24 protein-coding genes and 1 riboswitch are annotated in these 24,401 nt (G+C 74.8%); of the genes, 13 read left to right on the top strand and 11 right to left on the bottom strand.

Annotated features, from left to right (window positions below):
- Positions 1-165: 165 nt before the first annotated feature.
- The 3 genes from ACFHW0_RS26625 to ACFHW0_RS26635 form a co-directional block, all read right to left on the bottom strand.
- On the bottom strand, positions 166-1,182 hold the full coding sequence (locus ACFHW0_RS26625) for a coiled-coil domain-containing protein (RefSeq protein WP_416611894.1): 1,017 nt from the start codon (positions 1,180-1,182) through the stop codon (positions 166-168).
- 3 nt (positions 1,183-1,185) lie between these two features.
- Positions 1,186-1,317, bottom strand: a riboswitch (cyclic di-AMP (ydaO/yuaA leader).
- Between the two features lie 166 nt (positions 1,318-1,483).
- The gene (locus ACFHW0_RS26630; RefSeq protein WP_416611896.1) at positions 1,484-2,833 is read right to left on the bottom strand and encodes a YibE/F family protein; all 1,350 of its coding nucleotides are present in this window, start codon (positions 2,831-2,833) and stop codon (positions 1,484-1,486) included.
- 314 nt (positions 2,834-3,147) lie between these two features.
- The gene (locus ACFHW0_RS26635; RefSeq protein ID WP_250794911.1) at positions 3,148-3,450 is read right to left on the bottom strand and encodes a metal-sensitive transcriptional regulator; all 303 of its coding nucleotides are present in this window, start codon (positions 3,448-3,450) and stop codon (positions 3,148-3,150) included.
- 148 nt (positions 3,451-3,598) lie between these two features.
- Between ACFHW0_RS26635 and ACFHW0_RS26640 the strand changes: the two genes are divergently transcribed.
- The 5 genes from ACFHW0_RS26640 to ACFHW0_RS26660 all read left to right on the top strand — a co-directional run bounded on the left by ACFHW0_RS26640 (position 3,599) and on the right by ACFHW0_RS26660 (position 8,107).
- The gene (locus ACFHW0_RS26640) at positions 3,599-3,808 is read left to right on the top strand and encodes a heavy-metal-associated domain-containing protein (RefSeq protein ID WP_366641066.1); all 210 of its coding nucleotides are present in this window, start codon (positions 3,599-3,601) and stop codon (positions 3,806-3,808) included.
- A 29-nt stretch (positions 3,809-3,837) separates the two neighbouring features.
- On the top strand, positions 3,838-4,836 hold the full coding sequence (locus ACFHW0_RS26645; protein WP_416611898.1) for a hypothetical protein: 999 nt from the start codon (positions 3,838-3,840) through the stop codon (positions 4,834-4,836).
- An 11-nt stretch (positions 4,837-4,847) separates the two neighbouring features.
- Positions 4,848-7,097: a heavy metal translocating P-type ATPase gene (locus ACFHW0_RS26650; protein WP_416611900.1), complete on the top strand. Its 2,250-nt coding sequence runs from the start codon at positions 4,848-4,850 to the stop codon at positions 7,095-7,097.
- Positions 7,098-7,271: 174 nt separating this feature from the next.
- On the top strand, positions 7,272-7,445 hold the full coding sequence (locus ACFHW0_RS26655) for a CsbD family protein (RefSeq protein WP_121396938.1): 174 nt from the start codon (positions 7,272-7,274) through the stop codon (positions 7,443-7,445).
- Between the two features lie 164 nt (positions 7,446-7,609).
- Positions 7,610-8,107 (top strand): hypothetical protein, encoded by a 498-nt coding sequence (locus ACFHW0_RS26660; RefSeq protein ID WP_416611902.1) that lies wholly within the window; start codon positions 7,610-7,612, stop codon positions 8,105-8,107.
- A gap of 96 nt (positions 8,108-8,203) precedes the next feature.
- Here the strand turns inward: ACFHW0_RS26660 and ACFHW0_RS26665 are convergent, their stop codons facing one another.
- The 3 genes from ACFHW0_RS26665 to ACFHW0_RS26675 form a co-directional block, all read right to left on the bottom strand.
- Complete coding sequence (locus ACFHW0_RS26665) at positions 8,204-9,475, bottom strand: RNA polymerase sigma factor (RefSeq protein ID WP_416611904.1); 1,272 nt, start codon at positions 9,473-9,475, stop codon at positions 8,204-8,206.
- Positions 9,472-9,840 carry a YciI family protein gene (locus ACFHW0_RS26670; RefSeq protein ID WP_416611906.1) on the bottom strand — a complete coding sequence of 123 codons (369 nt, stop codon included), beginning with the start codon at positions 9,838-9,840 and terminating at the stop codon, positions 9,472-9,474. Before ACFHW0_RS26670 ends, ACFHW0_RS26665 begins: the two co-directional genes overlap by 4 nt.
- A 97-nt stretch (positions 9,841-9,937) precedes the next feature.
- Positions 9,938-11,176, bottom strand: coding sequence for a DUF2786 domain-containing protein (locus ACFHW0_RS26675; protein ID WP_416611908.1), 1,239 nt, complete (start codon positions 11,174-11,176; stop codon positions 9,938-9,940).
- Between the two features lie 202 nt (positions 11,177-11,378).
- Here ACFHW0_RS26675 and hflX point away from each other — a divergent pair, with 202 nt between their 5' ends.
- Genes hflX through ACFHW0_RS26690 form a run of 3 tightly spaced genes read left to right on the top strand, consistent with a single transcriptional unit; the run spans position 11,379 to position 13,851 of the window.
- Positions 11,379-12,527 carry a GTPase HflX gene (hflX, locus tag ACFHW0_RS26680; protein ID WP_416611910.1) on the top strand — a complete coding sequence of 383 codons (1,149 nt, stop codon included), beginning with the start codon at positions 11,379-11,381 and terminating at the stop codon, positions 12,525-12,527.
- Entirely contained in the window at positions 12,524-12,988 is a 465-nt protein-coding gene (locus ACFHW0_RS26685; protein WP_416611912.1) for a DUF2243 domain-containing protein, read from the top strand. The genes hflX and ACFHW0_RS26685 overlap by 4 nt, the downstream gene beginning before the upstream one ends.
- Positions 12,985-13,851, top strand: a complete 867-nt coding sequence (locus tag ACFHW0_RS26690) for a cytochrome c oxidase assembly protein (protein ID WP_416611914.1) — start codon at positions 12,985-12,987, stop codon at positions 13,849-13,851. The genes ACFHW0_RS26685 and ACFHW0_RS26690 overlap by 4 nt, the downstream gene beginning before the upstream one ends.
- Here the strand turns inward: ACFHW0_RS26690 and ACFHW0_RS26695 are convergent.
- The 4 genes from ACFHW0_RS26695 to yidD all read right to left on the bottom strand — a co-directional run bounded on the left by ACFHW0_RS26695 (position 13,811) and on the right by yidD (position 16,648).
- Positions 13,811-14,770 (bottom strand): anti-sigma factor RsbA family regulatory protein, encoded by a 960-nt coding sequence (locus ACFHW0_RS26695; protein WP_416611916.1) that lies wholly within the window; start codon positions 14,768-14,770, stop codon positions 13,811-13,813. The two genes, ACFHW0_RS26690 and ACFHW0_RS26695, sit on opposite strands and share 41 nt — an antisense overlap.
- Positions 14,767-15,600: an MEDS domain-containing protein gene (locus tag ACFHW0_RS26700; RefSeq protein ID WP_416611918.1), complete on the bottom strand. Its 834-nt coding sequence runs from the start codon at positions 15,598-15,600 to the stop codon at positions 14,767-14,769. Before ACFHW0_RS26700 ends, ACFHW0_RS26695 begins: the two co-directional genes overlap by 4 nt.
- Positions 15,601-15,766: 166 nt before the next feature.
- On the bottom strand, positions 15,767-16,222 hold the full coding sequence (locus ACFHW0_RS26705) for an ATP-binding protein (RefSeq protein WP_416611920.1): 456 nt from the start codon (positions 16,220-16,222) through the stop codon (positions 15,767-15,769).
- Between the two features lie 9 nt (positions 16,223-16,231).
- Positions 16,232-16,648 carry a membrane protein insertion efficiency factor YidD gene (yidD, locus tag ACFHW0_RS26710; RefSeq protein ID WP_416611921.1) on the bottom strand — a complete coding sequence of 139 codons (417 nt, stop codon included), beginning with the start codon at positions 16,646-16,648 and terminating at the stop codon, positions 16,232-16,234.
- Between the two features lie 179 nt (positions 16,649-16,827).
- Here yidD and ACFHW0_RS26715 point away from each other — a divergent pair, with 179 nt between their 5' ends.
- Positions 16,828-17,235, top strand: a complete 408-nt coding sequence (locus ACFHW0_RS26715; RefSeq protein WP_416611923.1) for a four-helix bundle copper-binding protein — start codon at positions 16,828-16,830, stop codon at positions 17,233-17,235.
- Between the two features lie 64 nt (positions 17,236-17,299).
- On the opposite strand, the gene ACFHW0_RS26720 is transcribed toward ACFHW0_RS26715, so the two are convergent.
- Positions 17,300-18,400: an L-dopachrome tautomerase-related protein gene (locus ACFHW0_RS26720; RefSeq protein ID WP_416611925.1), complete on the bottom strand. Its 1,101-nt coding sequence runs from the start codon at positions 18,398-18,400 to the stop codon at positions 17,300-17,302.
- Between the two features lie 293 nt (positions 18,401-18,693).
- Between ACFHW0_RS26720 and ACFHW0_RS26725 the strand changes: the two genes are divergently transcribed.
- The 4 genes from ACFHW0_RS26725 (at position 18,694) to ACFHW0_RS26740 (ending at position 24,373) form a co-directional block, all read left to right on the top strand.
- Positions 18,694-20,802: a heavy metal translocating P-type ATPase gene (locus ACFHW0_RS26725; RefSeq protein ID WP_416611927.1), complete on the top strand. Its 2,109-nt coding sequence runs from the start codon at positions 18,694-18,696 to the stop codon at positions 20,800-20,802.
- Positions 20,803-20,872: 70 nt separating this feature from the next.
- Positions 20,873-21,481 (top strand): ArsR/SmtB family transcription factor, encoded by a 609-nt coding sequence (locus ACFHW0_RS26730; protein WP_416611928.1) that lies wholly within the window; start codon positions 20,873-20,875, stop codon positions 21,479-21,481.
- A 1-nt stretch (position 21,482) separates the two neighbouring features.
- Positions 21,483-22,241 (top strand): SRPBCC family protein, encoded by a 759-nt coding sequence (locus tag ACFHW0_RS26735; protein ID WP_416611930.1) that lies wholly within the window; start codon positions 21,483-21,485, stop codon positions 22,239-22,241.
- Between the two features lie 536 nt (positions 22,242-22,777).
- On the top strand, positions 22,778-24,373 hold the full coding sequence (locus tag ACFHW0_RS26740) for an ABC transporter substrate-binding protein (protein WP_416611932.1): 1,596 nt from the start codon (positions 22,778-22,780) through the stop codon (positions 24,371-24,373).
- Positions 24,374-24,401 lie beyond the last annotated feature (28 nt).

The following is a 24,401-nucleotide window of genomic DNA, read 5'->3' on the forward strand; positions in this document are numbered from 1 at the left end:
CGTCGCCCGAGACCTCTACCGACGCCTCGAAAACCCACCCCAGCCACTTGACGCGCCATAGGAGCGTCCCCGCCCGCCGGCAGATCGTCGCGGCGGGCCCGCACGACGACAGAGGGCCGCTCCCGCGTCCGGCGGGGGCGGCCCTCTGTGTGCGTGTGGTCCCGGCTAGAGCAGTGACACGTGGACGTGGTCGGTGTGGTTCGACGGGCCGCTGTAGGACTTCCAGCCGGTCGCCGGGAACCATATCTGTCTGTTCCAGATCACGTAGTAGATGCCGAGCCGGTCGGCGTTGCGGACCAGGAACGCGGTGAGGTTGTTGCCGTACATGTAGGTGTCGTCGTTGTGCCAGGGGGAGAAGCCGCTGCGTTGCAGCGACCAGTCGCAGGCCCGGCCCTTCGGATGCTCGTACGGCCCGCCGGAGCGGTAGCAGCCGACGAACCGGTTGAAGCCGGCCCGCTTGACCTCCTTGTACATGTGCAGCGTGCGCGCGGTGATGCAGCCGGAGGTGGTGGGGTCGTTCTCGGTGCAGGACAGGGGCTTCCAGTCGCCGTCGGCGGTACGCCCCGGCGCGATCTTCGCCACCGGCGAGGTGGCCACCACCTTGCCGCTGGTCAGCCCTCTGCCGCCGACCAGCGCGAGCGCCTTCTCCGCCTCGCGCTTGCCGCGCGCCATCTCGTTCGTCAGCTTCTGCTGCTCACGGACCTCGGCGTCGAGCGCCAGCTTGGCCTGCTCGGCGCGGTCCTTGATCGCGTTCACCTCGGCCAGCTTCTTGGAGTTGACCAGGTTGAGCTCGTCGAGGGCGGCGGCGCGCCTGACGAACGAGTCGGGGCTGGCGGTGTCCAGCAGCATGGACACCGCGCCGATCCGCCCGGTGCGGTAGGACTGGGCGGCGATCTGGCTGACCTGGGGGGCCAGCGCGTCCAGCTCGGCCTGCGCCCGGTTGACCTCCAGGGCCAGTTCGAGCTGGCGCTCCTCCGACTTCTTCAGCTTCGCCTTGGCCTGCACGTAGGACCGGTTCCGGGCCTCGATGAGGTCGTCGAGCAGCTTGGGCTCGTCGTCGCCGTGCCCGGACGGCTGGGGCGGGGTGGGCGCCGCCGCCGCCGGGAGGGGCCCGGCGAAGACCGCCAGGGCGGCGAGTACGGCCACCACGGGCGTCAACCAGCGGCGTAGGGGTGCCGTCACAGTTTTCCCTTCCGTCGACCGCCGACCGGGTTAGCTGACGGGTTCGGGGCGGAAGTGGCCCCTACCGCTGTCGCGGATTCACCCCACGTACCTGGGTCCCCGGTTCGCCTCGCGGCGATTGGGCGGCGGCACCGCAGGCGCCGCTGCGCGCCTTCGGCGGTGACCGGCAGCGAGGTTACCCGAGAACACTCCCGGGGATCTACGTCCCTAAGCCGACTAAATGCGTTATTTCGTAATGGCGGACGGTGAGCAGTGACGCGTTTATCAGGCCGTACGTCCTGTTCGGTCACGCTGAGGAGTGTCACCATGCGGTGTCCGTGCTCCTGTCCCGGTCGGGCCATCCGGCGGGAGCGGCGGACGGCGTGTCTCCGCGCGGCCCGCTGAGGGCCTCCAGCGCCTCGGACCGGTCGGCGGCCGGCCGGGGCGTCGGCGCGGGCGCGGGCGCGGCGCGGTCGGTGGCGTCCCCGCCGCGGCGGCCGGCCGTGGTCACCAGGGCCGCCAGGCCGGTGGTCAGTGGCACGGCGGCGATCAGGCCCAGGGTGGCGACCGCGCTGCGGACGATCTCCTGGGCGAGGAACTCGCTGGTGAGAAGTTGGGTCACCGCCCGCGAGTCGGCCGTCAGCAGGAGCAGCACCGGCAGGGAGGCGCCGGCGTACGCCAGCACGATGGTGTTCACCGTCGAGGCGATGTGCGCCCGGCCGACCCGGGTCGCCGCCCGGTAGAGCTGCGTCCGGGACAGCTCGGGGTCGGCGTGTGCCAGCTCGGTGACCGTGGCGGCCTGGGTCACCGTGACGTCGTCCAGCACGCCGAGCGAGCCGATGATGATCCCGGCCAGCAGCAGCCCGTGCAGGTCGACGTCGGCCTGGTACATCGACAGCGTGGTGGCGTCCTCGGAGCCGAACCCGGTCAGGTGGGTCGCGGCGGTGGCGATCGTGCCGAGGACGCCGGTCAGCACCAGGCTGCCCAACGTGCCGAGCACGGCGACCGAGGTCTGCGCGGTCACGCCGTGGGTCAGGTAGAGCACCACGAACATGATCAGCGCGGCGCCGACGACCGCGACCAGCAGGGGCGGGCTCCCGGCACCGATGCCCGGCAGCACGAAGGTCAGCAGGATGGCGAAGCTCGCCGCCAGGCCGGCCAGCGCGGCCAGCCCGCGCCACCGTCCGAAGGCGACGATGGCGGCCGCGAAGAGCGCCACCAGCCAGACCAGCGGCTTGCCGCGCTGGTGCTCGGCGATGTTGTAGGTGCTGGCAGTGGGGTCGGCGGGATCGGTGAGCTCGACCAGGATGATCTCGTCGTCCACGGCGACGGTCGGCGCGCCGGGGCCGGCGGGCACCGGCGTCTCCACCTGCTGGCCGGCGTCGGGACCGTCCTGCACCCGTACGGTGACCGTGCCGCAGGGGCCCCGGGTCCCGCCGGGGCTTCCCTCCGGGGTCTCCGGGGCGGGCGGGCACGGCTCCGTGACGACCCGCGTCACCGTGCCGTGGTAACGGGGCGCGTCGGTGCCGGCCGGCGGGTCGGGCGCGTCCCACGGCCACAGCACCAGGGCGGCGACGAGCGTGGCGACGAAGAGGGGCACCACCGTCGCGACGAGGATCCGCCGCACCCTCGGCGGGGCGGACGGAGCGGGACGGGTGTGGTCGGCGCCCAACGAGTTTCTCCCAACGAATCCGGGGCGGGGTACGTGCCGGCGGGCCGGTCGGTTCACCCGTCGCCGCGTGGGCGGGACGGGGATCGCTTCCGCGTGGCGGCGCGGTCACGTACCGCGGTCCCGGGCCTCCGTCCGGTCGCGGGCGGTCGGTGCCGCCGCCCGGCGGGGCGCGCGGGGCGGGCGGTGCGGAATCCGGAGGGCCACCGGCCGAATGGTAGCCACCCCGGCATCCGGGCGCAGGTCGTGCGGGTGGTGTCGGCGTGTGGCGTCCCCGTGGGGCCCGCGTTTCGTCGCGGGGCCGGGTGCCGGGCGGGTCAGCCGCGCTTCATCAGGCGGCCGACGGCGGCCATCATCTCGGTGGCCATCTCGTCGGCGCGCCCCTCGGCCGCGCCCTCGTGCATGCAGTGCCGGGCGTGCCCGTCGAGCAGGCCGAGCGCGACCTTGTCCAGGGCGGCCTGGATCGCGGAGATCTGGGTGAGCACGTCGATGCAGTAGCGGTCCTCGTCGACCATCTTCTCGATGCCACGGACCTGCCCCTCGACGCGGCGCAGCCGCGCGAGCAGCTGATCCTTGGTGGCGGTGTATCCCCTGGTCGGGGTGGGCGTCGGTGTGGTCATGGGGACGAGGATACCGTACCCCTCGGGGGTATGGTACGTTCGTTCCTGGCCGGATACCCCCACCGGGTACCGGTACAGGACGCGGGCACCGGTCCGCCTCCGATTTACCCCGGGGGGGTATAGGCTGGGGCGGCGAGAGGAGAGTTCGATGATCACCACGACGTACCAGGTGCAGGGCATGACCTGCGGGCACTGCGCCACCGCGGTCAGCACCGAGGTCGGCGCGATCCCGGGCGTCAGCGACGTCCAGGTCGACGTCGCCGCCGGTCGGGTCACCGTCACCAGCGAGGGCCCGTTGGAAACCGACACCGTGCGCTCCGCCGTCGACGAGGCCGGTTACGACCTCGTCGGCGTCTGAGATCGGGCACGGGGGAAACGAGGCACATCATGAACACGGCGACGAAGCTGAGCGGTTTCGCCCTCGGCCTCGCGGTGGTGTTCGGCGCGACGTACGGGGTCGGCCGGGTGGCCGACCCCGTGGCGCCGCCCGCCGAGGCCCCGCACGACGCATCCGGGGGCCACGGGAACGACGGCGGAGCCGGACACGGGGGCGACAACGGCGCGGCGGCGCACCTGCCCGGCGGCCTGCTCGTCTCCGACCGTGGCTACACCCTGCGTCCGGTGGACGCCCCGGCCGGGCAGTTCGCCTTCCAGGTCACCGGACCGGACGGCCGGGCGGTGACCGCGTACGACGTGGCACACGACAAGCGCATGCACCTGATCGTGGCCCGCCGCGACCTCTCCGGCTTCCGGCACGTGCACCCGGAGATGGCGCCCGACGGCACCTGGCGGGTCGACTCGCCGCTCGCCGGGCCCGGCGTCTGGCGCGCGTTCGCCGACTTCACCCCGACCGGGGGCGAGGCGCTGACCCTCGGCGTCGACGTGACCGTCCCCGGCGCGCTGACCGGGCGGCCCCTGCCCGCGCCGGCGACCAGCACCACGGTCGACGGCTACACCGTCACGCTCGCCGGCGCCCCGCAGCCCGGCCGCACCGCCGAGCTGACCCTGACCGTGAGCCGCGACGGCGCGCCGGTCACCGACCTGGAGCCCTACCTGGGCGCGTACGGCCACCTGGTGGCGCTGCGCCAGGGCGACCTGGCGTACCTGCACGTGCACCCGCACGGCGAGCCGGGCGACGGGCGGACGCGGCCCGGCCCCGAGGTGAGCTTCTCGGCGGAGATGCCGTCGGCGGGCGCCTACCGGCTCTACCTGGACTTCAAGCACGGCGGCGTCGTGCGTACCGCCGAGTTCACCGTCGTCGCCGGCAGCCCGACCGCGCCGGGTGTCCCGGCCGCGACCGGCTCCCCGACGGCGGGCACGCCCGCCGCCACGAGCTCCCCGACCGCCGACGCCGGCCACGGCGTCCCCGGCCACGGGCACGACTGACGGGAAGCGTGATGACCACCAAGCCCCTGCTGACGGCGCCGAACCAGATCGAGCTGGCGATCGGCGGCATGACCTGCGCCTCCTGCGCCGCCCGGATCGAGAAGAAGCTGAACCGGATGGACGGGGTGACCGCCACCGTCAACTACGCCACCGAGAAGGCCACCGTCCGGTACGCCGACGAGGTCACCCCGGACGAACTGATCGCCACGGTGGAGAAGACCGGCTACACGGCGGCCCTGCCGCCCCCGCCCACGCCCGCCGGTGGCGCACCGGCCGCCGAGCCGGTGGACGAGCTGCGCGGCCTGCGTACCCGGCTGTGGGTCTCGGCCGTGCTCACCGTGCCGGTGATCGTGCTGGCGATGGTGCCGGCCTGGCAGTTCGACTTCTGGCAGTGGCTGTCGCTGACCCTGGCCGCCCCGGTCGTGGTCTACGGCGGGCTGCCCTTCCACCGGGCGGCCTGGATCAACCTGCGGCACGGCGCGGCGACCATGGACACCCTGGTGTCGCTCGGCACCCTGGCGGCGTTCGGCTGGTCGGTCTGGGCGCTCTTCCTCGGCACGGCCGGGACGCCGGGGATGACCCACCCGTTCAGTCTCGCCATCAACCGCTCCGACGGCGCCGGCAACATCTACCTGGAGGCGGCGGCCGGGGTGACCGTGTTCATCCTCGCCGGCCGCTACTTCGAGGCGCGGGCGAAGCGGACCGCCGGCGCGGCCCTGCGCGCCCTGCTCGAACTGGGCGCCAAGGACGTCGCGGTGCTGCGCGGCGGCACGGAGACCCGGATCCCGGTGGACCAGCTCGTGGTGGGGGACCGGTTCGTGGTGCGCCCCGGCGAGAAGATCGCCACGGACGGCGTGGTCGACGAGGGCACCTCGGCGGTCGACGCCAGCATGCTCACCGGCGAGTCCGTCCCGGTCGAGTTCGGCCCGGGCGACTCCGTGGTCGGCGCGACCGTCAACGCGGGCGGCCGGCTGGTGGTCACCGCCACCCGCATCGGCGGCGACACCCAACTGGCCCAGATGGCCCGGCTGGTCGAGCAGGCGCAGACCGGCAAGGCGGCGGTGCAGCGGCTGGCCGACCGGATCTCCGGCGTCTTCGTGCCGATCGTGATCGCCCTCGCGGTGGGCACCCTCGGCTGGTGGCTCGGCAGCGGGTCGGGCGGCACCGCCGCGTTCACCGCCGCCGTGGCGGTGCTGATCATCGCCTGCCCGTGCGCCCTCGGGCTGGCCACGCCGACCGCGCTGCTGGTCGGCACCGGCCGGGGCGCGCAGCTCGGCGTGCTGATCAAGGGCCCGGAGGTGCTGGAGTCCACCAAGCAGGTGGACACCGTCGTGCTGGACAAGACCGGCACCGTCACCACCGGCCGGATGACCCTGGTGGACGTGGTCCCGGCCGCCGGCGAGGAGCGCGCCGAGCTGCTGCGGCTCGCCGGCGCGCTGGAGTCCGCGTCCGAGCACCCGATCGCCCGGGCCGTCGCCGCCGGGGCGGCCGAGGCGGGCACGCTGCCGCCGGTGACCGGCTTCGTCAACGCCGAGGGGCTCGGCGTGAGCGGGACGGTCGACGGTCGGGAGGTGCTGATCGGCCGGCCCCGACTGCTGCGCGAGCACGGCCTCGACGTACCGGAGGAGGTCGCGCGGGCGGCGGCCACGGCGGAGGCGAAGGGGCGGACGGCGGTGCTGGCCGGCTGGGACGGCCGGGCCCGCGGGGTCCTCGCGGTGGCCGACTTGGTCCGACCGACGAGCCGGGCGGCGATCGCGCAGCTCCGGTCGCTCGGCCTGACGCCGGTGCTGCTGACCGGCGACAACACCACCGTCGCCCGCGCCGTGGCCGCCGAGTTGGGCATCGACGAGGTGATCGCCGAGGTGCTGCCCGCCGACAAGGTCGACGTCGTGCGGCGGCTCCAGGACGAGGGGCGGGCGGTGGCGATGGTCGGCGACGGGGTCAACGACGCCGCCGCGCTGGCCCAGTCCGACCTCGGCCTGGCGATGGGCACCGGCACGGACGTGGCGATCGAGGCGTCCGACCTGACCCTGGTCCGGGGCGACCTGATGGCCGCCGTGGACGCGATCCGGCTCGCCCGGCGCACCCTCGGCATCATCAAGGGCAACCTGTTCTGGGCCTTCGCCTACAACGTGGCCGCCCTGCCGCTGGCCGCCGCCGGCCTGCTGAACCCGATGATCGCCGGCGCCGCGATGGCCTTCTCCTCGGTCTTCGTGGTCGCCAACAGCCTCCGGCTGCGGGGCTTCCGCCCGGTCGCCTGAGCCCTCCGCACCGTGCCGCCGGCCCCATCCGCCAGGGGCCGGCGGCACGAGTCGCGGCGGTCCGCCGGCCCGCCGGCCCACGCCGTCCGCCGGCGGTGGGTGACCGGGACGGTTGGACGGTGGCGGTGCGGGGTATTCGAAGGGCGTACCGGCACCGCCAATCGGGAGGTTGACATGGGTTTCGACGATAAGATCAACAACACGACCGAGGATGCGGCCGGCAAGCTGAAGGAAGGCGCCGGCCGGGCCACCGACAACGAGCGGCTCGAGGCCGAGGGGCGCAACGACCAGGCCAGCGCCAAGCTCAAGCAGGCCGGCGAGAAGATCAAGGACGCCTTCAAGAGCTGACCCGCGTACGCGCCCTCCGCCGGATCGGTCCTGAGCCGACCCGGCGGAGGGCGTACCGGCGTGTCCCGCGGGAGGCGCCACTCGTTGGCAGGTCGAGCCTGCCGGCGCCGGCCGAACCCGTGCCGTCACCCCCGGACGGCCGAGAGCCCCGAACGGGAGGTCCCGTGTCCCGATCCGTCGTCTACGCGCGCCGCGCCGCCGCCACGGTGGCGCTCGGGGTGCTGGCCGTGGGATGCCAGGACACCGCGCGGGAGGAGGCCGCCCGGACCGGCGCGACCCCGCCGAGCCCGACTGCGCCGGCGAGCGCCGCCCCGAGCCCGTCCCCGGTCGCCACGACCGCCGCCAACACCGCCGAGGTCTGCCGCGAGGTCGACCGGGTCATCGTCGCGGGCAGCCGGCGGATCGCCACCGACTCGGCCGCCTCGGTCACCCGCGACCTCACCGGTGAGCAGGTCGCCGACCAGCTCCGGCGCAACCTGGCGGAGCTGGCGGACGACGTACGCGGGCAGGCCCGCCGCGCCGCCGACCCGGAGATCCGCGCCCTGATCCAGGAGACCGCCGACCGGATCGACGCCGGTTCCCGGGCGTCCCGGCCGGCCGCCTGGATGGACTCCACCTTCACCGGAATCCCACCGAAGCTGACCCGCGAGTGCCGCGCCTGAAGTCGGTGGGCACGTCGCCCGGCAGCACCGACGCCTGACACCTGACGCGGGCCGCCGGCCGGCCTGCACCCCGTGTTGCACGCCGGCCGGCGTCCGTCAATGTGACTCCCGCGGGCACCGGAACTCATCGGTCCCCGTCAGCCGGGCTGCCCGCAACTCCAGGTAGCGCTGCTCCGGCAGGCTCGTCGTCCCCCGGGCCGCCGCCAGGTACGCCGCCCGCGCCCGCTCCGGCTCGCCGGCCAGCTCCAGCAGGTGGGCGCGGACGGCGGCGAGCCGGTGGTGCCCGGCCGTGCGGTAGTCGTCGTCGAGCAGGGCGAGCAGGGCCAGGCCGGCACTGGGCCCGTCCACCATGGCCACCGCGACGGCCTGGTTCAGGGTGACCATCGGGCTCGGGGCGGTCCGGGCGAGCAGCCGGTAGAGCGCCAGGATCTGTCGCCAGTCGGTGCGCCCGGCGGACGGGGCCTCGGCGTGCACGGCGGCGATCGCCGCCTGGAGCTGGTACGGGCCGGGCGGTGACCAGGTCAACGCCTCGGTGACGAGCGCGGTCCCCTCGGCGATGGCGGCGTGGTCCCAGCGGTCGCGGTCCTGCTCGGCGAGCGGGACCAGCTCCCCGGCCGGCCCGGTGCGGGCGGCCCGGTGCGCGTCGGTGAGCAGCATCAACGCCAGCAACCCGGTCACCTCGCCGTCGCCCGGGAGCAGCCGGTGCACCAGCCGGGCCAGCCGGATCGCCTCGGTGGTCAGGTCGGCCCGGTGCAGGTCCGGGCCGCTGGACGCGGTGTACCCCCCGTTGAAGATCAGGTAGAGCACCTGGAGCACGGCCCGCAGCCGCTCGTGCCGGTCCCCGGGGTCGGGCATCGTGAACCGCGCCCCGGCGGCCTCGATCCGCTGCTTGGCCCGGCGGACGCGCTGGCTCATCGTCGCCTCGGGCACGAGGTACGCCCTCGCGATCTGCGCGGTGGTGAGGCCGCCGACCGCCCGCAGCGTCAGCGCGACCTGAGCCGACCGGGCCAGTGCCGGATGGCAGCAGAGGAACAGCAGGGCCAGGGTGTCGTCCCCCGCCGGTGGCTGTTCGTCGGCGGCCGGCGCGACCGTCGCGTACGCCGGCTCGCGGGCGGCCAGCGCGGCCTCCCGGTCCCGCCGGGCGCGCTCGCTGCGCCACTCGTCGGTCAGCCGGCGCGTGGCGACGGTGAGCAACCAGGCCCGGGGGTTGTCCGGCACGCCCTGCCCCGGCCACTGCACGGCGGCGGCGAGCAGCGCCTCCTGCCCGGCGTCCTCGGCGGCGTCGAACTGGCCGTGCCGACGGACGAGCAGGCCGAGGACCTGCGGCGCCAGGTCGCGCAGCAGGTCCTCCAGGTGCCCTCCGCTCACATCTCCGTCCCGGCCTCGTCCATGACCGCCCGCACCTCCAGCACGCCGAAGCCACGCCGCACGTCCGGCCAGCTGGCGGCGATCTCGGCGGCCCGCTCGGGGCTGTCGCAGTCGACCATCAGGTAGCCGGCGAACTGTTCCTTGCTCTCCATGTACGGCCCGTCGGTGACCTCCGGCCGGTCACCGGCCAGCCGGACCGTACGCGCCTGCGACGCGTCGGCCAGGGCCTGGCCGACGAGGAACTCGCCCGACTCGGTCAGTTCCCGCATGAGCTCGTCGACCTCGCCGAAGAGCGCGGTGCGCTCCTGTTCCGACAGCCCCTCCACGAACCCCGGGCGGTTCCAGATCAGCAGCATGTACTTCATCGGGTGCTCCTCGCTCGTCGGCCGCGCCCATGGTGGCGCGTCTCCGGTGAGGAGTCGGAGCCGACCCGCCGGTTCCGACAGCCGGCCGTGCGGGATCTCAGCGCCGGCCGCGTACCTGGCGCTTCGGGGCGGGGCCGGCGCCGAGCGAGGCGCGGTCGGCGGCGGAGGTGCCCGACGACCAGCCCTCGGCGTCGCGCACGGTGAGCCGGCCCCGGACGACGCCGGGGAAGAGCGTGTCGAGGCGTTCGCGTACCGCCTCGGCGCGGGTGGCGAGCACCGGCAGCAGCCGCTCCGGCCCGGCCTGCGCCGTCGCCTCCCGGTCGGCCGCGTCGGTGGCGGCCCGCAGCCGCTCGCCGATCCGCAGCGCGAAGGCGTTGAGGAAGGACTCGTCGTAGTCCCGGGTCCGCCGGCCGGTGCCCTTGGCCCGCCGTTCCCCCCGGCCGCGCAGCATCGCGGCGGTGGCCTGTACCAGCAGCGAGGTGTAGAGCAGCTCGACCGCCTCCAGGTCGGCCGGCCAGCCCAGCACGGTGGTGAACCCGAGGTCGTCGGACCAGACCGCCTCGCAGCGGTTCGCCGCCGCCACCTCCTGCGCCAGCAGCGCCTTCGCGCCCGCGTACGGGGCCTCGGTGCCGAGGCGCACCCCGCCGGGCCGGTCGGCGGGCTCGGCGACGCCCGCCAGCAGCGCCTGGTCGATGCTGTGCCGGGCGATCAGCTCCTGGGCCTTGCCGGTCAGCGCCTCCGCCTCGGCCGGGTAGGTGGTCGACTCGGCCTTGGCCAGCAGCGCCCGCACCCGGTCGAGCATCCGCGAGCCGCTGCCCGACCCGCCGCGCGCGACGGCCCTCCCGGGCGCGCCGGGCGGCGGGCGCAGCACGGCGATCGGCGGGAGCCCCTCGACCAGGGCCAGCGCGTCGACCGCCGCCCGCAGCGCGGTGAACCGGTCGCAGCCGGCGCGGGCGGACCAGGCGGCCAGGTGGCCCTCGTCGTCGGACCACCACACCCGGGCGCCCAGGTCGCGCAGCTGGTCGTCCCACCACGGCGGCACCGGGTCGGCCAGCTCGCGGCGCTGCGCGGCGAGCGCGTCGGTGACCAGCCCGGCCGCCCGGGGGCCGAGTCGGCGGTCGGCGAGCCGGCCGAGGTCCACCGGCTGCCAGCCGTGCCGGGCCAGCCGCCCGACGCCCCGGGCCAGGCGGCGCAGGAGCGCGGCGTCCACCGCGGCCGCGCCGTCCGCGGCGCCCGACCCGATCATCAGCCGGTCCAGCTGCCGCTCCGCGAGGCGTACGTCGGTGCCGCGTACCGCCGCGAGCGCGTCGTTGACCAGTTCCTCGGCGTCCGGCACGGCCGTGTCCTCCTGGGGTCTGCTTCTTCCGCGCCCGGGAAACGATCGTCGCCCGCCCGCCGAAGGTACCTCCGGGCCCGCGCGCCGTCCGCCGGTCGTGACCCGTGCCACCGGAACGCTCCGCCCCGCCGGCCGGGAAGTTCCGCATGGTTCGGCCGGTCCCGGGTAGTTCGGGGGGACGCGAGCGAGGCGAGGTTCTGAGATGGCGGGATCGTGGTTGCTGGGCAACGGCTCCGGCGCTCCGGCGGCACGGCCGACGGCCGTGCTGGTCGCGGTGCACCAGGACGAGACGGGAGACACCGAGCCGGGTACGGAGGTGTCGCTGGCCGAGCTGCGCCGGCTCGCCGACACCGACGGGCTGGCCGTCGTCGACGAGGTGGTGCAGAACCGGCCCCGCCCCGACCCGGCGACCTTCGTCGGCTCCGGCAAGGTCGACGAGTTGGCCGCCCTCACCGAGCGGACCGGCGCCGACCTCGTGATCGCCGACGGCGAGCTGACCCCCGGGCAGGTACGCAACCTGGAGGAGCGGGTCGGCGTACGGGTGGTCGACCGCACCGCGCTGATCCTGGACATCTTCGCCGAGCACGCCCGCACCAGCGAGGGCCGGGTGCAGGTGGAGCTGGCGCAGATCGCGTACCAGCTGCCGCGGCTGCGCGGCGACGGGCGCTCGATGTCCCGCATCGGCGGCGGCCGGATGGCCGGCGGCGCGGGCATGGGTGTGCGCGGTCCCGGTGAGATGCGGCTGGAGACCCAGCGCCGCCGGCTGCGCCAGCGGGCCACCCGGCTGCGCCGCAACGCCTCGGAGCTGACCCGGCGGCGGGACCGCAACCGGGAGCGGCGAGCCCGCAACCAGGTCCCCTCGGTGTCTATCACCGGCTACACGAACGCCGGCAAGTCCGCCCTGCTCAACCGGCTGACCGGGGCGGACGCGCAGGTGCAGGACGTGCTCTTCGCGACCCTCGACCCGACGGTGCGCCGGGTACGCGTCGGCGAGGTGCTGTTCACCGTCACCGACACGGTCGGGTTCGTCCGGCACCTGCCGCACCAGCTGGTCGACGCGTTCCGTTCGACACTGGACGAGGTCAGCCGCAGCGACCTCGCGCTGCACGTGGTGGACGCCTCCGCGCCCGACGCCCTCGACCAGATCACCACCGTGCACGGTGTGCTGCACGAGATCGGCGCCGGCGACGTGCCGGAACTGCTGGTGCTCAACAAGATCGACGTGGCCCCGGGGGAGTGGGTCGACGCCCTGCGGCGTGTCCATCCCGGGGCGGTCGCCGTGTCGGCGCTGACCGGCGCCGGCATGGATGATCTGCGCGCCGCGCTGGCCGACCGCCTGGCCCGCCGGTGAACCGCTCCGGCGCACCTGATCTTCGCCGCTCGGTCCTCGCCGCCGCGGTGATCGGGGTGGCGGTGATGGCCGCCGTCGACGAGATCGTCTTCCACCAGATCCTCGGGTGGCACCACTTCTACGACCGGTCCACCCCCTCCGTCGGGCTGCTCTCCGACGGGTTGCTGCACTCGGCCGAGCTGCTCGCCCTGGTCGGCGGCTTCTTCTGGTTCGCCGACCTGCGCCGCCAGGGTGCCCTGGTGCCCCGGGCCGCCTGGGGCGGGTTCCTGCTCGGTGCCGGGGCGTTCCAGCTCTTCGACGGGATCGTCGACCACAAGGTGCTGCGGCTGCACCAGATCCGCTACGGGGTCCACCTGCTCCCGTACGACGTGGTGTGGAACGTGGCGGCGGTGGCGCTGCTGCTGCTCGGCGCGTGGGTGACCTGGCGGGTGCGGTCCCGCTCCGGCCGCGACGCCCGGTGACGGCGCTCGCGCACACCGGTGCCGCCGCCGGGCCGGCCCCGCTGCCGCTCGCGGCGGTCGCGTTGCTCGCCGCCGGCTACCTGCTGGCCGTGTCCCGGGACCGGCGCGGCTGGCGTCGCCGGCGTACGGTCGCCTGGCTGGCCGGCTGCGCCGTGCTCGCGGTCGCCCTCGGCCCGTTGACGGGCGGGCCCGGCGACCCGCGCGTCCACATGGCCCAGCACCTGCTGCTGGGCATGGTCGCGCCGCTCGCGCTGGCCCTCGGCGCGCCGGTGACCCTGCTGCTGCGGGTCGTGCCCCCGCCGGTCGGCCGCCGGGTGGGCCGGCTCCTGCGGGCGGGGCCGGTGCACGTGCTCGCCCATCCGGTGACGGCGGCGCTGCTCACCACCGGCGGGCTGGCGCTGGTGCTGCTCACCCCGCTCTACGCGGCGGCCGAGGGGAACCCGGTGCTGCACCACGCCCTGCACCTGCACTACGTCGCCGCCGGCTACCTGCTCGCCTGGTCGGTGGCCGGCCCGGATCCGGCCCCGCGCCGGCCCGGCCTGGCGGTGCGGGCCGGCGCGCTGCTCGGCGCGGGGGCCGGGCACGCCGTGCTGGCCAAGTACCTCTACGCGCACGCCGCCACCCTGCCGCCCGGGCTGCCCGACCGGGACGTCGCGGCGCTGCGCGCGGCGGCCCGGTTGATGTACTACGGCGGCGACGTCGCCGAACTGCTGCTCGCCACCGCCCTCTTCGCCGCCTGGTACCACCGGCGTCGGCCCCGTCGGCCGGCGCCCGTCCTCGGGGAGGGCCCGCCCGACCGCGAGGCCGTCCGGGTCGCGCCGGTCAGCCGGTGTACGCCTTCCCGGCCGTCAGCCGGAGCGTGAACCCGGCGCCGTCGCGCTGCCAGGTCACATGGTTGCAGGACTGGTAGGTGATCCAGAGGCCGAGCCCGCCCGGGTTGCCGTCGGACACGGGGAGCAGCCCGCAGAACGGATCACCCGGCCCGTCGCCGCCGTCGCTGACCGTCGCCACGATGCGTTCGTCGCCGGCCCAGACGCGCAGTCGGACCGGCGGCCTGCCGTGGCGCAGCGCGTTGGTGACGATCTCGCTGACCGCGACGACCAGGTCCTCCACGTCGTCGACCGGCAGCTGGCCCTGGTCGGCCTTGTGCACGGCGGCGCGTGCCTCGGCCGCCGTCGGGTCGGTCAGTTCCAGGGCCGGCGGCTGCGCCTGGAGGGGGTCGGGCACGACCCGTGGGCCCTGCCGCAGGTATTCCCTCGGCGGCGTCCAGGTCGGGCTGGGCACGTGCCGCCCGTCGGGGGTGGCGAACCGGGGGTGCGTACGGGCCACGTCCGCCAGCACCTCCGGCGGCGTGATCCGGGTGTCGTACGCGCACATGCTCCACAGGGGGAAGTCGTCGTACGCGTGGTTTATCGCCGACTCGTAGCGGGCCCACCAGTCCCAGGTCGCGCCGAACGAGACCGGGGGCACCTCACCGATGATCCGGATCTGCCCGGCGCCGGCGGCCACCTGCTCGGCGAGGAGCTGGCGGTAGGAGCGGATGGCGGCGGCGGGCCGGGCGTAGACGTCACCGCCGGGCAGGAACTCGACCCCGCAACCGGCCGGCAGCGCCGAGCGGACCAGCGCGCCGGTGCGCTCGCCCAGCGCGACGAAGGTCGGCTCGCCGGCCTCGACGCCGCCGAGCAGGAACGGCACCGCCACGGCGAGCAGCTCGTCGTCGGAGTCGTAGCGCACGGCCTCGTGGTAGTAGCCGTGGTGGTGGGTGGCCGCACCCGTCCTCATGATGTGACCTCCACCCGCACGCCGGGCAGGTGCAGCAGCTCCGCCAGGCGGGCCGCGGCCGAGCGGGGGGTGCGCAGCACGGCGGTCGCGCCGCGGCGGTGCGCGTACTCGGCCAGCAGGGTCAGGGCGCGGTGGTCCACGAAGCGCAGGTTGGCCGCCGACAGCACCAGCTCACCGTCGGTGGGCCGCAGGTCGGCGCGGTCCAGGGCGGTGCGGAACAGCTCGTGGTTCGACATGTCCAGCTCGCCGGCGAGCGCGGCGTGCCCGTCGACGGGAGCCACGGCGTACAACTGGAACAGCAGGTCCTCGACGTTGGTCTGCGGGTGCATGCAGGCCAGCTCGGTGACCGTCCGGTCGCCCAGCTTCAGCCGGTGGTAGGCGCACATGGCCTTGAACGGCCGGGTGCGCATGTAGCGGTCGACGAGGTGCTCGTAGCGGGTGAAGAGGTCGAGCTGGGCCGGGGTGCGGACCAGCTCGGTGGCCTCCGCGACCACGCGCAGCCCGGTGTGGCCGGCGGCCAGCGCCTCGTCCGTGGCCGCCGCGTAGGCGGCGACCTGCGCCGCCGGGTCGACGACCTGGTCGGGTGAGTAGGTCGAGACCAGGGGGACCACCGCGGCGGCGCCCCGGCGCACGGCGTCGGTGAAGCTCGGCAGCGCGCGCAGCCGCTCGGCCACCAGGTCCGAGGGGCGCGGCGTCACATACCAGAAGCGCTCGCCGGCGGCGAGGCTCGTGGCGAGGTGGCGCTCCGCCTGGTCGGCGAGGGATTCCAGGTCGTCGTACGACCAGCAGATGTGACCGCCCGGCGCGGCCCGCCGTTCGCTGCTGGTCATGCTGATTGCCTCACGGCACCAGTGTAGGTCGCCCGGGAACGGGCGCCGGGCCCGCGACCTGCCAGGACGCCGGGGTGAGGGCTTTCGACCGGTTCGTCGCCCCGGGGCAGCGCTCCCGGTCGGCCGTTCCGCTCCGCCCCGCCGGCCCGGGGCGGCCGGTGCCCGGTCAGGCGCTCCGCGCGCCGCTCAGGCGCTCGGTGCGGGGGAAGGACGCCCAGATGTTCTTGGTGGTGCCCGTGGCGTACCAGCCGACGTCGAGGGAGAGGGCGCGGGCCAGCTCCAGGCCGCGCCCGCCGTCGCCGACGGGCCGGGCCTCGGCGAGCTGCGGCAGGGATCCCAGGTCGTGGTCGGCGACGTCGAGGATGAGGCAGTCGTCGGTCGCGAGCAGCCGGACGATCGTCGGTGGGATCCCGTGGCGCAGGGCGTTCGTGGCCAGCTCCGTGGCGATCAGCGCGACGAGTTCGGGAACCTCCTCCAGGGCCTCGCCCTCGCCGAGCACGTCGCCGGTCAGTTCCTCGTGCAGGGACGCCCGCAGGGCACGCAGGTCCACCGGCTCCTGCAACGTCCACCGCCGCAGCTCAACGGCCTGCGGCGGAGGTGGGGAACTGCTCAGCTGGCCCATGGTCTCGTTCTACCCGATCTCCGGTCGGCTCATTCCACGGCTCATCGGTCGGCGCACCGGATCGTGGGTGCCCCGGGGAACTCCGGGACGGCAGCGGCGCACCCGCCCGGCGGCCATCCGTCCCCCCACCGCCAGCCCGTGCCGCTCCACCGCCGTCAACCCGTACGCCCCGCAGGTCGGCGTGAAGCGGCACCGCCCCGGCCAGTGCGGCGACAGCCACCGGCGGTAGCCCCGGATCGCCGCCACCCCCGCCCGGTCCAGCACCGGCGCCCGGGTCGCCGCCGCCGTCGCCGAGCCGAGCATCAGCAGGGTGGAGAACAGCCCCAGGTCGCAGCAGTCACAGCAGCCGTCGGGGTTCTTCGACTTCGACATGCGCCGTTGCTGCCGGCGGTTCTCGCGGGCCGTCTCACGGAGGCGTCTGAACATGGCCCGATCATCGGCCACCGCGACGACCGGCGCGCCGTCGCCCCCGCAGCCGGTCAGCCGGTGGGACCCGGGCGCGGTGGTCGGCCCGGTCGGCGGCCCGACGCTACCGGGCCGCCGGTGGCCGCATGCCGAGCGACGGTCGCGGGTAGTGCACAGGCAATGACCGAGAGGAGAACGCCGTGCCCAGCACCACGATGCCGATGCTCGAGACGTACCCGAAGTCGATCAATCTGGACCGGGCCAAGCTGGCCGCCGTCATCGACGCGCTGAACACCTGCGCCCAGGCGTGCACCGCCTGCGCCGACGCCTGCCTGAGCGAGGACATGGTCGCCGAACTGACGAAGTGCGTACGGACGAACCTGGACTGCGCGGACATCTGCACGACGACCGCCCGGGTGCTGTCCCGGCACACCGGCTACGACGCCAACATCAGCCGCACCCTGCTGGAGGCGTGCGCCACCGCCTGCAAGTCCTGCGGCGACGAGTGCGCCAGCCACGCGGGCATGCACGAGCACTGCCGGGTCTGCGCCGACGCCTGCCGCGCGTGCGAGCAGGCCTGCCGGGACCTGCTCGCCACCATGAGCTGACCGGTACGCGGACGGCAACGGCGCCGACATCCCAGGCGGGGTGCCGGCGCCGCTGCGTCCGTGGTCAGCGCAGCCGGACCGGGCCGGCGTCGATCCGGACGCGGAACAGGGCGTACGGCTTGCGCCGCAGGTCCTGCCCGCGCTGGTACTTGGCCTGGCGGTGCAACTGGTTGGCGGTCACGTACAGGTGCCCGTCGCTCGCCACGGACATGGTGTCGGGCCAGAGCAGCCGGGGGTCGTGCACCACGGTCTCGTACCCGCCGTCGGGACGGCGGCGCAGCACCGCGTCGTGCTCGTACGAGGTGAGGTAGAGCCGGCCGGCGTCGTCGGTCTCCAGGCCGTCGGAGGCGCCGCCCTTGTCGCCCTCGTCCACCACCGACGCGGCGACCTGGTCGTCGGCGGTCGAACGGTCGGTGAGCGCGTCGGTGGGCACGCTGTACCAGCGGCGCGAGGCGAGCGGGCAGTAGTGCAGCCGGGCCCCGTCGGCGGAGATGGCGATGCCGTCCGCGCCCATCGTCACCGGCTTCGACGGCCCGTCGGCGGGGCGCTCCAGGAACGGCCGGCCCTCGACCACGGGCCGGAACGTCTCCAGCGGCTCGGCCTTCGTGGACGGGTGGTCGTGCAGCCGCCGCCAGGACGCGCCGCTGGCCAGGTCCACCACGATGATCCCGTTCGGGCCGGAGTCGGAGGAGTCGGTGATGTAGGCGACGCCCGCCTCGCCGCGGCGCAGGTCGAAGCGCACGTCGTTGAGGTAGGTGCTGGGCAGGGCGACGTCGGCCGGGAAGGTGATCACCTGGGCGACGGTGTCGGTGTCCAGGTCGACCCGGACCAGCTTGGGGCCGCCGGGCGAGGTGGGGCGGAACATCGGGCTGCCGGTGTCGAGGACCCAGAGCCGGTCGGCGGGGTCGACGACGATGCTCTGCACCGACACGAACGCCTCCGCGTCGTCGTCGCCCGACGGGCTGTTCCACCGCTGGTCGGGGTAGGGCACCTCGCGGCCGTCGCGCAGTTCCACCACCGTGGCGGGCACCTCGTCGCCCCACTTCGGGAAGTTGACGAAGATCCGGCCGGTGTGCGAGACGCTCACGCCGGTGGGCATCGGGCCGGTGAAGGCGTGGACGAGTTCCAACTCGCCGACCGGCTCGGCGGCGACCGGCCCGCTCACGACGCGCCCCCGGGACGAGGGGCGGCGTCGTCCGCGACCCGACGCGGATCTTCGTGGAGCACGTGCATGGCGTCATCATCCCTCTCGCGCGGGGTCGACCTTCGGGCTTCCCGGCGCCCACCGCCGCAAACCCTCTGTCGGCCTCTCTCAGGTGACCCGGCGGGGGCCGGCCAGACCGGGGCTGCCGTGCGGGACCGCCGGGAGGCGCGGGCCCCCTGCGGGCCCGGCTTCTCCGAGCGATCCGCCGTCAGATACCCGGAGGGGGTATGTATGGTGGTCGTGAGGAGGCGCAGATGCCCCACGAGACGCACCACCACGACGGCCACCCGCCCCGCGCGACGGGTGCCTCCGACACGCACACCGGCCAGCACGCCCACGGCGCGGGCGGGCACGCCGGGCACGACAAGCACGCCGGGCACGACCCGGAGATGTTCCGCCGGAAGTTCTGGCTGAGCCTGGCGCTCACCGTGCCGATCGTCCTGACCAGCGACATGGTGATGGACTGGTTCGGCTACCGGCTGGAGTTCCCGGGCGTGGCGTGGGTCGGCCCCGTCCTCGGCACCGTCGTCTTCCTCTACGGTGGCTGGCCGTTCCTGGTCGGCGCCGTGCGGGAGGTGCGCGACCGGGTGCCCGGCATGATGCTGCTCATCGCGATGGCCATCACGGTGGCGTACGTCGCCTCGGCGGCCACCGCGCTCGGCGTCTTCGACCTGGACTTCTGGTGGGAACTCGCCGCCCTGGTCACGATCATGCTGCTCGGGCACTGGCAGGAGATGAAGGCCATCGGCCAGGCGCAGGGCGCGCTGTCCGCCCTGGCGGCGCTGCTGCCCGACGACGCCGAGCGGGTGGCGGCGGACGGCGGGGTCGAGCGGGTGGCCGTGGCGGACCTGCGGGTCGACGACCTGGTGCTGGTCCGGCCCGGCGCCCGGGTGCCGGCCGACGGCCGGATCGCCGAGGGCGGCGCCGAGCTGGACGAGTCCATGGTCACCGGCGAGTCGCGGCCGGTCTCCCGTGGCGTCGGGGACCGGGTGGTCGCCGGCACGGTGGCCACCGACGCGGCGATCCGGGTACGCGTCGAGGCGGTCGGCGAGGACACCGCGCTGGCCGGCATCCAGCGCCTGGTGGCCCAGGCCCAGCAGTCCAGCGGTCGGGCGCAGGTGCTCGCCGACCGGTTCGCGGCCTGGCTGTTCTACGTCGCGACCGTGGTGGCCCTGGCGACCCTGGTGACCTGGGCCGTGCTCGGCGACCTCGGTGCGGCCGTGGTGCGTACCGTCACCGTGCTGGTGATCGCCTGCCCGCACGCGCTGGGCCTGGCCATTCCGCTGGTGATCGCGCTGTCGACCGCCGTGGCGGCCAGGGGCGGGATCCTGGTCAAGGACCGGCTGGCGCTGGAGCGGATGCGCACGGTCGACGCGGTGCTGTTCGACAAGACCGGCACCCTGACCCGGGGCGAGCACGTGGTGTCGGGGGTGGCGGCCACGGGAGGCGGCGACGAGGACGAGGTGCTCGCCCTGGCGGCGGCGGTGGAGGCGGACAGCGAACACCCGCTGGCCCGGGCCATCGTGGCCGCCGGGGCCGAGCGCGGCGCGGCCCGGCGGGCGACGGGGTTCCGCTCGCTGACCGGGCGCGGCGTCCGCGCCGAGGTCGACGGCACGGCGTACGCCGTCGGGGGGCCCGCCCTGCTCCGCGAGCTGGGCGCCCGGGCGCCGGACGACCTAAGCGACCGGCAGGGCGAGTGGTCGCGCCGGGGCGCGGCGGTGCTGCACCTGCTGCATCTCGACGGCGACGCGGCCACCGTTCTCGGCGCCCTCGCGCTGGAGGACCAGGTCCGCCCCGAGGCCCGGGAGGCGATCGCCGAGCTGCGGGAGCAGGGCGTCGGCAAGATCGTCATGATCACCGGGGACGCCCGACCGGTCGCCGAGGCGGTCGCCGCCGACCTCGGCTTCCGTCCCGGCGTCGACGAGGTCTTCGCCGAGGTGCTGCCCGCCGACAAGGACGACGCCGTGGCCGACCTGCAAAGGCGCGGGCTGCGCGTGGCGATGGTCGGCGACGGGGTGAACGACGCCCCCGCGCTGGCCCGGGCCGACGTGGGCATCGCCATCGGCGCCGGCACCGACGTGGCGATCGAGTCCGCCGGGGTGGTGCTCGCCTCGTCCGACCCTCGGGGCGTCACCGGCGTGATCCGGCTGTCCCGGGCCTCGTACCGCAAGATGATCCAGAACCTGGGCTGGGCGGCCGGCTACAACGTCGTCGCCCTTCCGCTGGCCGCGGGCGTGTTGGCCTGGGCCGGGGTGACGCTCAGCCCGGCGGTCGGCGCGATCCTGATGTCCGCCTCGACGATCGTGGTGGCGCTCAACGCCCAACTGCTGCGCCGCGTGCGCCTGCGCCCCCGGGAGGAGTGAGCGGCGCGGGGCTCTCGCCGATCAATCGAATTGTCTTGACAGGAAAAACTGTCGGTGGGACGCTGTGGCCATGTTCGACATCGCAGTGATCGAGGACCCGGCGGCGGCCGAGGCGTCGCTGGACCCGATGCGGGCCCGGCTGCTGGCCGCGCTCGCCGAGCCGGCCTCGGCGACGATGCTCGCCGCCCGGGTCGGCCTGCCCCGGCAGAAGGTCAACTACCACCTCCGGGCGCTGGAGCAGCACGGCCTGGTCGAGCTGGTGGAGGAGCGCCGGAAGGGCAACGTGACCGAGCGGGTCATGCGGGCGACCGCGGCGTCGTACGTGATCTCGCCCGCGGCCCTCGCCGCCGTGCGGCCCGACCCGGCGCAGTCGCCGGACCGGCTGTCGGCGCGGTGGCTGCTGGCGCTGGCCGCCCGCCTCGTGCAGGACGTCGGCGCGCTCATCACCGGCGCCGAGCGGGCGAAGCAGCGGGTGGCGACGTTCGCGGTCGACGGCACCGTCCGGTTCGCCTCGGCGGCCGACCGGGCGGCCTTCGCCGAGGAGCTGGCGGCCACCGTCACCGCCCTGGTCGGCAGGTACCACGACGAGAACGCCCCCGGCGGCCGCGAGCACCGGGTGGTGGTCGCCCTGCACCCCGCCACCGACGCCGACGACAGCACCGCGAACGAGGAGCACTGACATGGGACACCACTTCGAGCTGCGCAAGGACGTCGAGCTGGCCGCCACGCCCGAGCAGGTGTGGGAGGCCATCGCCACCGGTCCGGGCATCGACTCATGGTTCATGGGCCGCAGCGAGGTCGAGCCGGGCGAGGGCGGCCGGACCCGCCTGACCATTGCCGGCCACGTCGAGGAGTCGACGATCACCGGGTGGGAGCCCGGCAAGCGGCTCGCCGACCGCACCGCGACGGCCCCCGACGGGACCTTCATGGCCACGGAATACCTCATCGAGGGCCGCGAGCGGGGCAGCACGACCCTGCGGCTCGTCCAGAGCGGCGTCCTCGGGGACGACTGGGAGACCGAGTACGAGGCGATGGGCATCGGCTGGGGCATGTACCTCGGGACGCTGGCCGCGTACCTCGCCCACTTCCCCGGACGGACCGCGACCCCCGTCTCGGCCTTCCGCCCGGGCGTCGGCGGCGCGGACCGGGTGTGGGCGGCCGTGGCAGACGCCCTCGGCGTCGCCGGTCCGCTCGCCGAGGGGCAGCGGGTCCGGTTCACCGTCGCCGGGCTGCCGCCGATCGAGGGCGTCGTCGACCTGGCCAACCTCCCGACCTACGTCGGTGTCCGCACCGCCGACGGGCTCTACCGTTTCCTCCACTCCGGTGCCGAGCGCGGTGACGCCCTGGTCCTCGGCCACCACGTCTTCGCCTCCGGGCAGGACCCGGCCCGCAGCGAGCGGGCCTGGCAGGACTGGCTGGCCGCCCTTCCCGTCGGCTGACCCGACGACGAGAACGCCCGGCGGACGGGCCCGGCCCGGACGCCCGGTGGACGGGGGATCCGGACGCCCGGCAGGCGGTGCCCGGTGGGAGCCGGGCCGGCCCCGCCGGGCGTCCGGGTGTGGTCAGGGCTGAGGACGAGGCGCCGGTGCGCGCCGATTACGGGATCACCGCCCTGGGCCGTACCCTGCTTCCGATCCGGCAGGCGATCACACACCGGGCCGGGACGCGCGCCGAGCAGGTTCATCGCGCCCCGCCCCGCGTGCGACCGCGGCGTCGCCGGCTGACCGTCGCGCTCCCACGCGGACGGGGTGTGGCCTGGGCAACACGGTCAGCCGGCGCTTGTTGCATCGGATTGGCAATTACGGAATGCTGGCGTTAGTGGCCGGCTGCCCCCGGCACGCGATGATCCAGACCATCGCCGGGGCGTCCGCCCGCTCGTGACCGTGGACCGCCGCGGGCACGGTCGGTCAGATCAGGACGCCGGCCCCGGCGTGACGTCGGGCGGTCGCGCGAAGAACAGACCCGGGAGCATGTGATGGGTACGCCTGTGTCCAAGCGCGTGGCGGCCGTGGCCGTCGCCGGTGTCCTCGCCGTGGCCGGCTGCTCCTCGCCGGCGACCACGTCGACGGGCGCGGCCGGCGCCGGCACGCTCGTCGTGGCGACGGCGGGTGAGCCGGACGCGTTGAACCCGGTGCTGAACTACGGCGTCGACGGCGGCTCCCTGATCTTCGACGGGCTGGTCGCCCGCGACGTCCGCAACGAGTTGGTGCCGGCGCTGGCCCGGGAACTGCCGACCGTGTCGGCGGACGGCAGGACGGTCACCGCGAAGCTGCGCGACGGCGTGCTGTTCCACGACGGCAGCCCGTTCACCGCCCAGGACGTGGTCTTCACCTACCAGGCGGTGCTGGACCCGAAGGTCGACTCGACGCTCCGCTCCGACCTGGACATGCTCGCCTCGGTCACCGCGCCCGACCCGTCGACCGTGGTGTTCACCCTGAAGTACGCCTACGCGCCCTTCCCGCAGCGGCTGGCCCTCGGGATCGTGCCGGCCAAGGCGCTGGCCGGGCAGGACATCAACAAGGCCGAGTTCAACCGCAAGCCGGTGGGCACCGGCCCGTACCGGGTGACGTCGTGGACCCCGGGCGACCGGCTCGTGCTCGCGGCCAACGAGAGCTACTGGGGCGGCAAGCCCGCCAACGGCGGCGTGGTGGTGGCGTTCGTCGCCGACGACAACGTCCGCGCGCAGCGGATGCGGGCGGGGGAGTTCGACGCGGCGGAGCTGGCGCCGAAGCTGACCACCGGCTTCGACGGGCAGGCCGGCTACCGGGTGCAGCGGGTGCCCACCGCCGACTACCGGGGCGTGATGCTGCCGATGGGCAACCCGGTCACCGCCGACCTCGCGGTGCGGCAGGCACTGAACGCGGCGGTGGACCGCGCGGCGATGGTCAACGGGCTGCTCGGCGGGGCGGGCGAGCCCGCGTTCGGGCCGGTCCCGCCGACGTCGGAGTTCGCCGAGCCGTCGATCGTCGGCAAACCCACCGCCGACCCGGCCGCCGCGAGCGCCGCCCTCGACGCCGCCGGCTGGAAGCCGGGCCCGGACGGAATCCGCGTCCGCGACGGCCGGCAGGCGGCGTTCGCCCTGATGTACCCGGCCACGGACAGCCTCCGCAAGGAACTCGCCCTCGCGGTGACCGCCGACGCGAAGAAGGTCGGCATCAAGATCACTCCCGAGGGCCTGACCTGGGACGCGATCACCCCCCGGATGAAGAGCGACGCGCTCGTCATGGGCTACGGCACGCCGTACGACCCGGACTTCGTCTCCTACAAACTGTTCGGCTCCGCCTTCGCCGGCCAGGGCTTCTTCAACCCCGGCTCCTACCGGTCGCCCGTGGTGGACAAGGCGTTGCAGGACGGCCGCGCCAACGCCGACCCGGCCGCCCGCAAGGCCGCGTACGCCACGTTCCAGAAGCAGCTCGCCACCGACATGCCGTGGGTGTTCCTCACCTACCTCCAGCACACCTACGTGGTGAAGGACGCCGTCGCCGGGGTGACCCCCCGGGTGGAGCCGCACGAGCACGATGTCGCCAACAGCCTCTGGTGGAACATCCACACCTGGACGAAGAAGTCGTGACGACGCCCGCCCCGACAGCCGCGCCGGC

The sequence above is a fragment of the Micromonospora sp. LOL_025 genome (assembly GCF_048060285.1).
Classification (GTDB): Bacteria; Actinomycetota; Actinomycetes; order Mycobacteriales; family Micromonosporaceae; genus Micromonospora.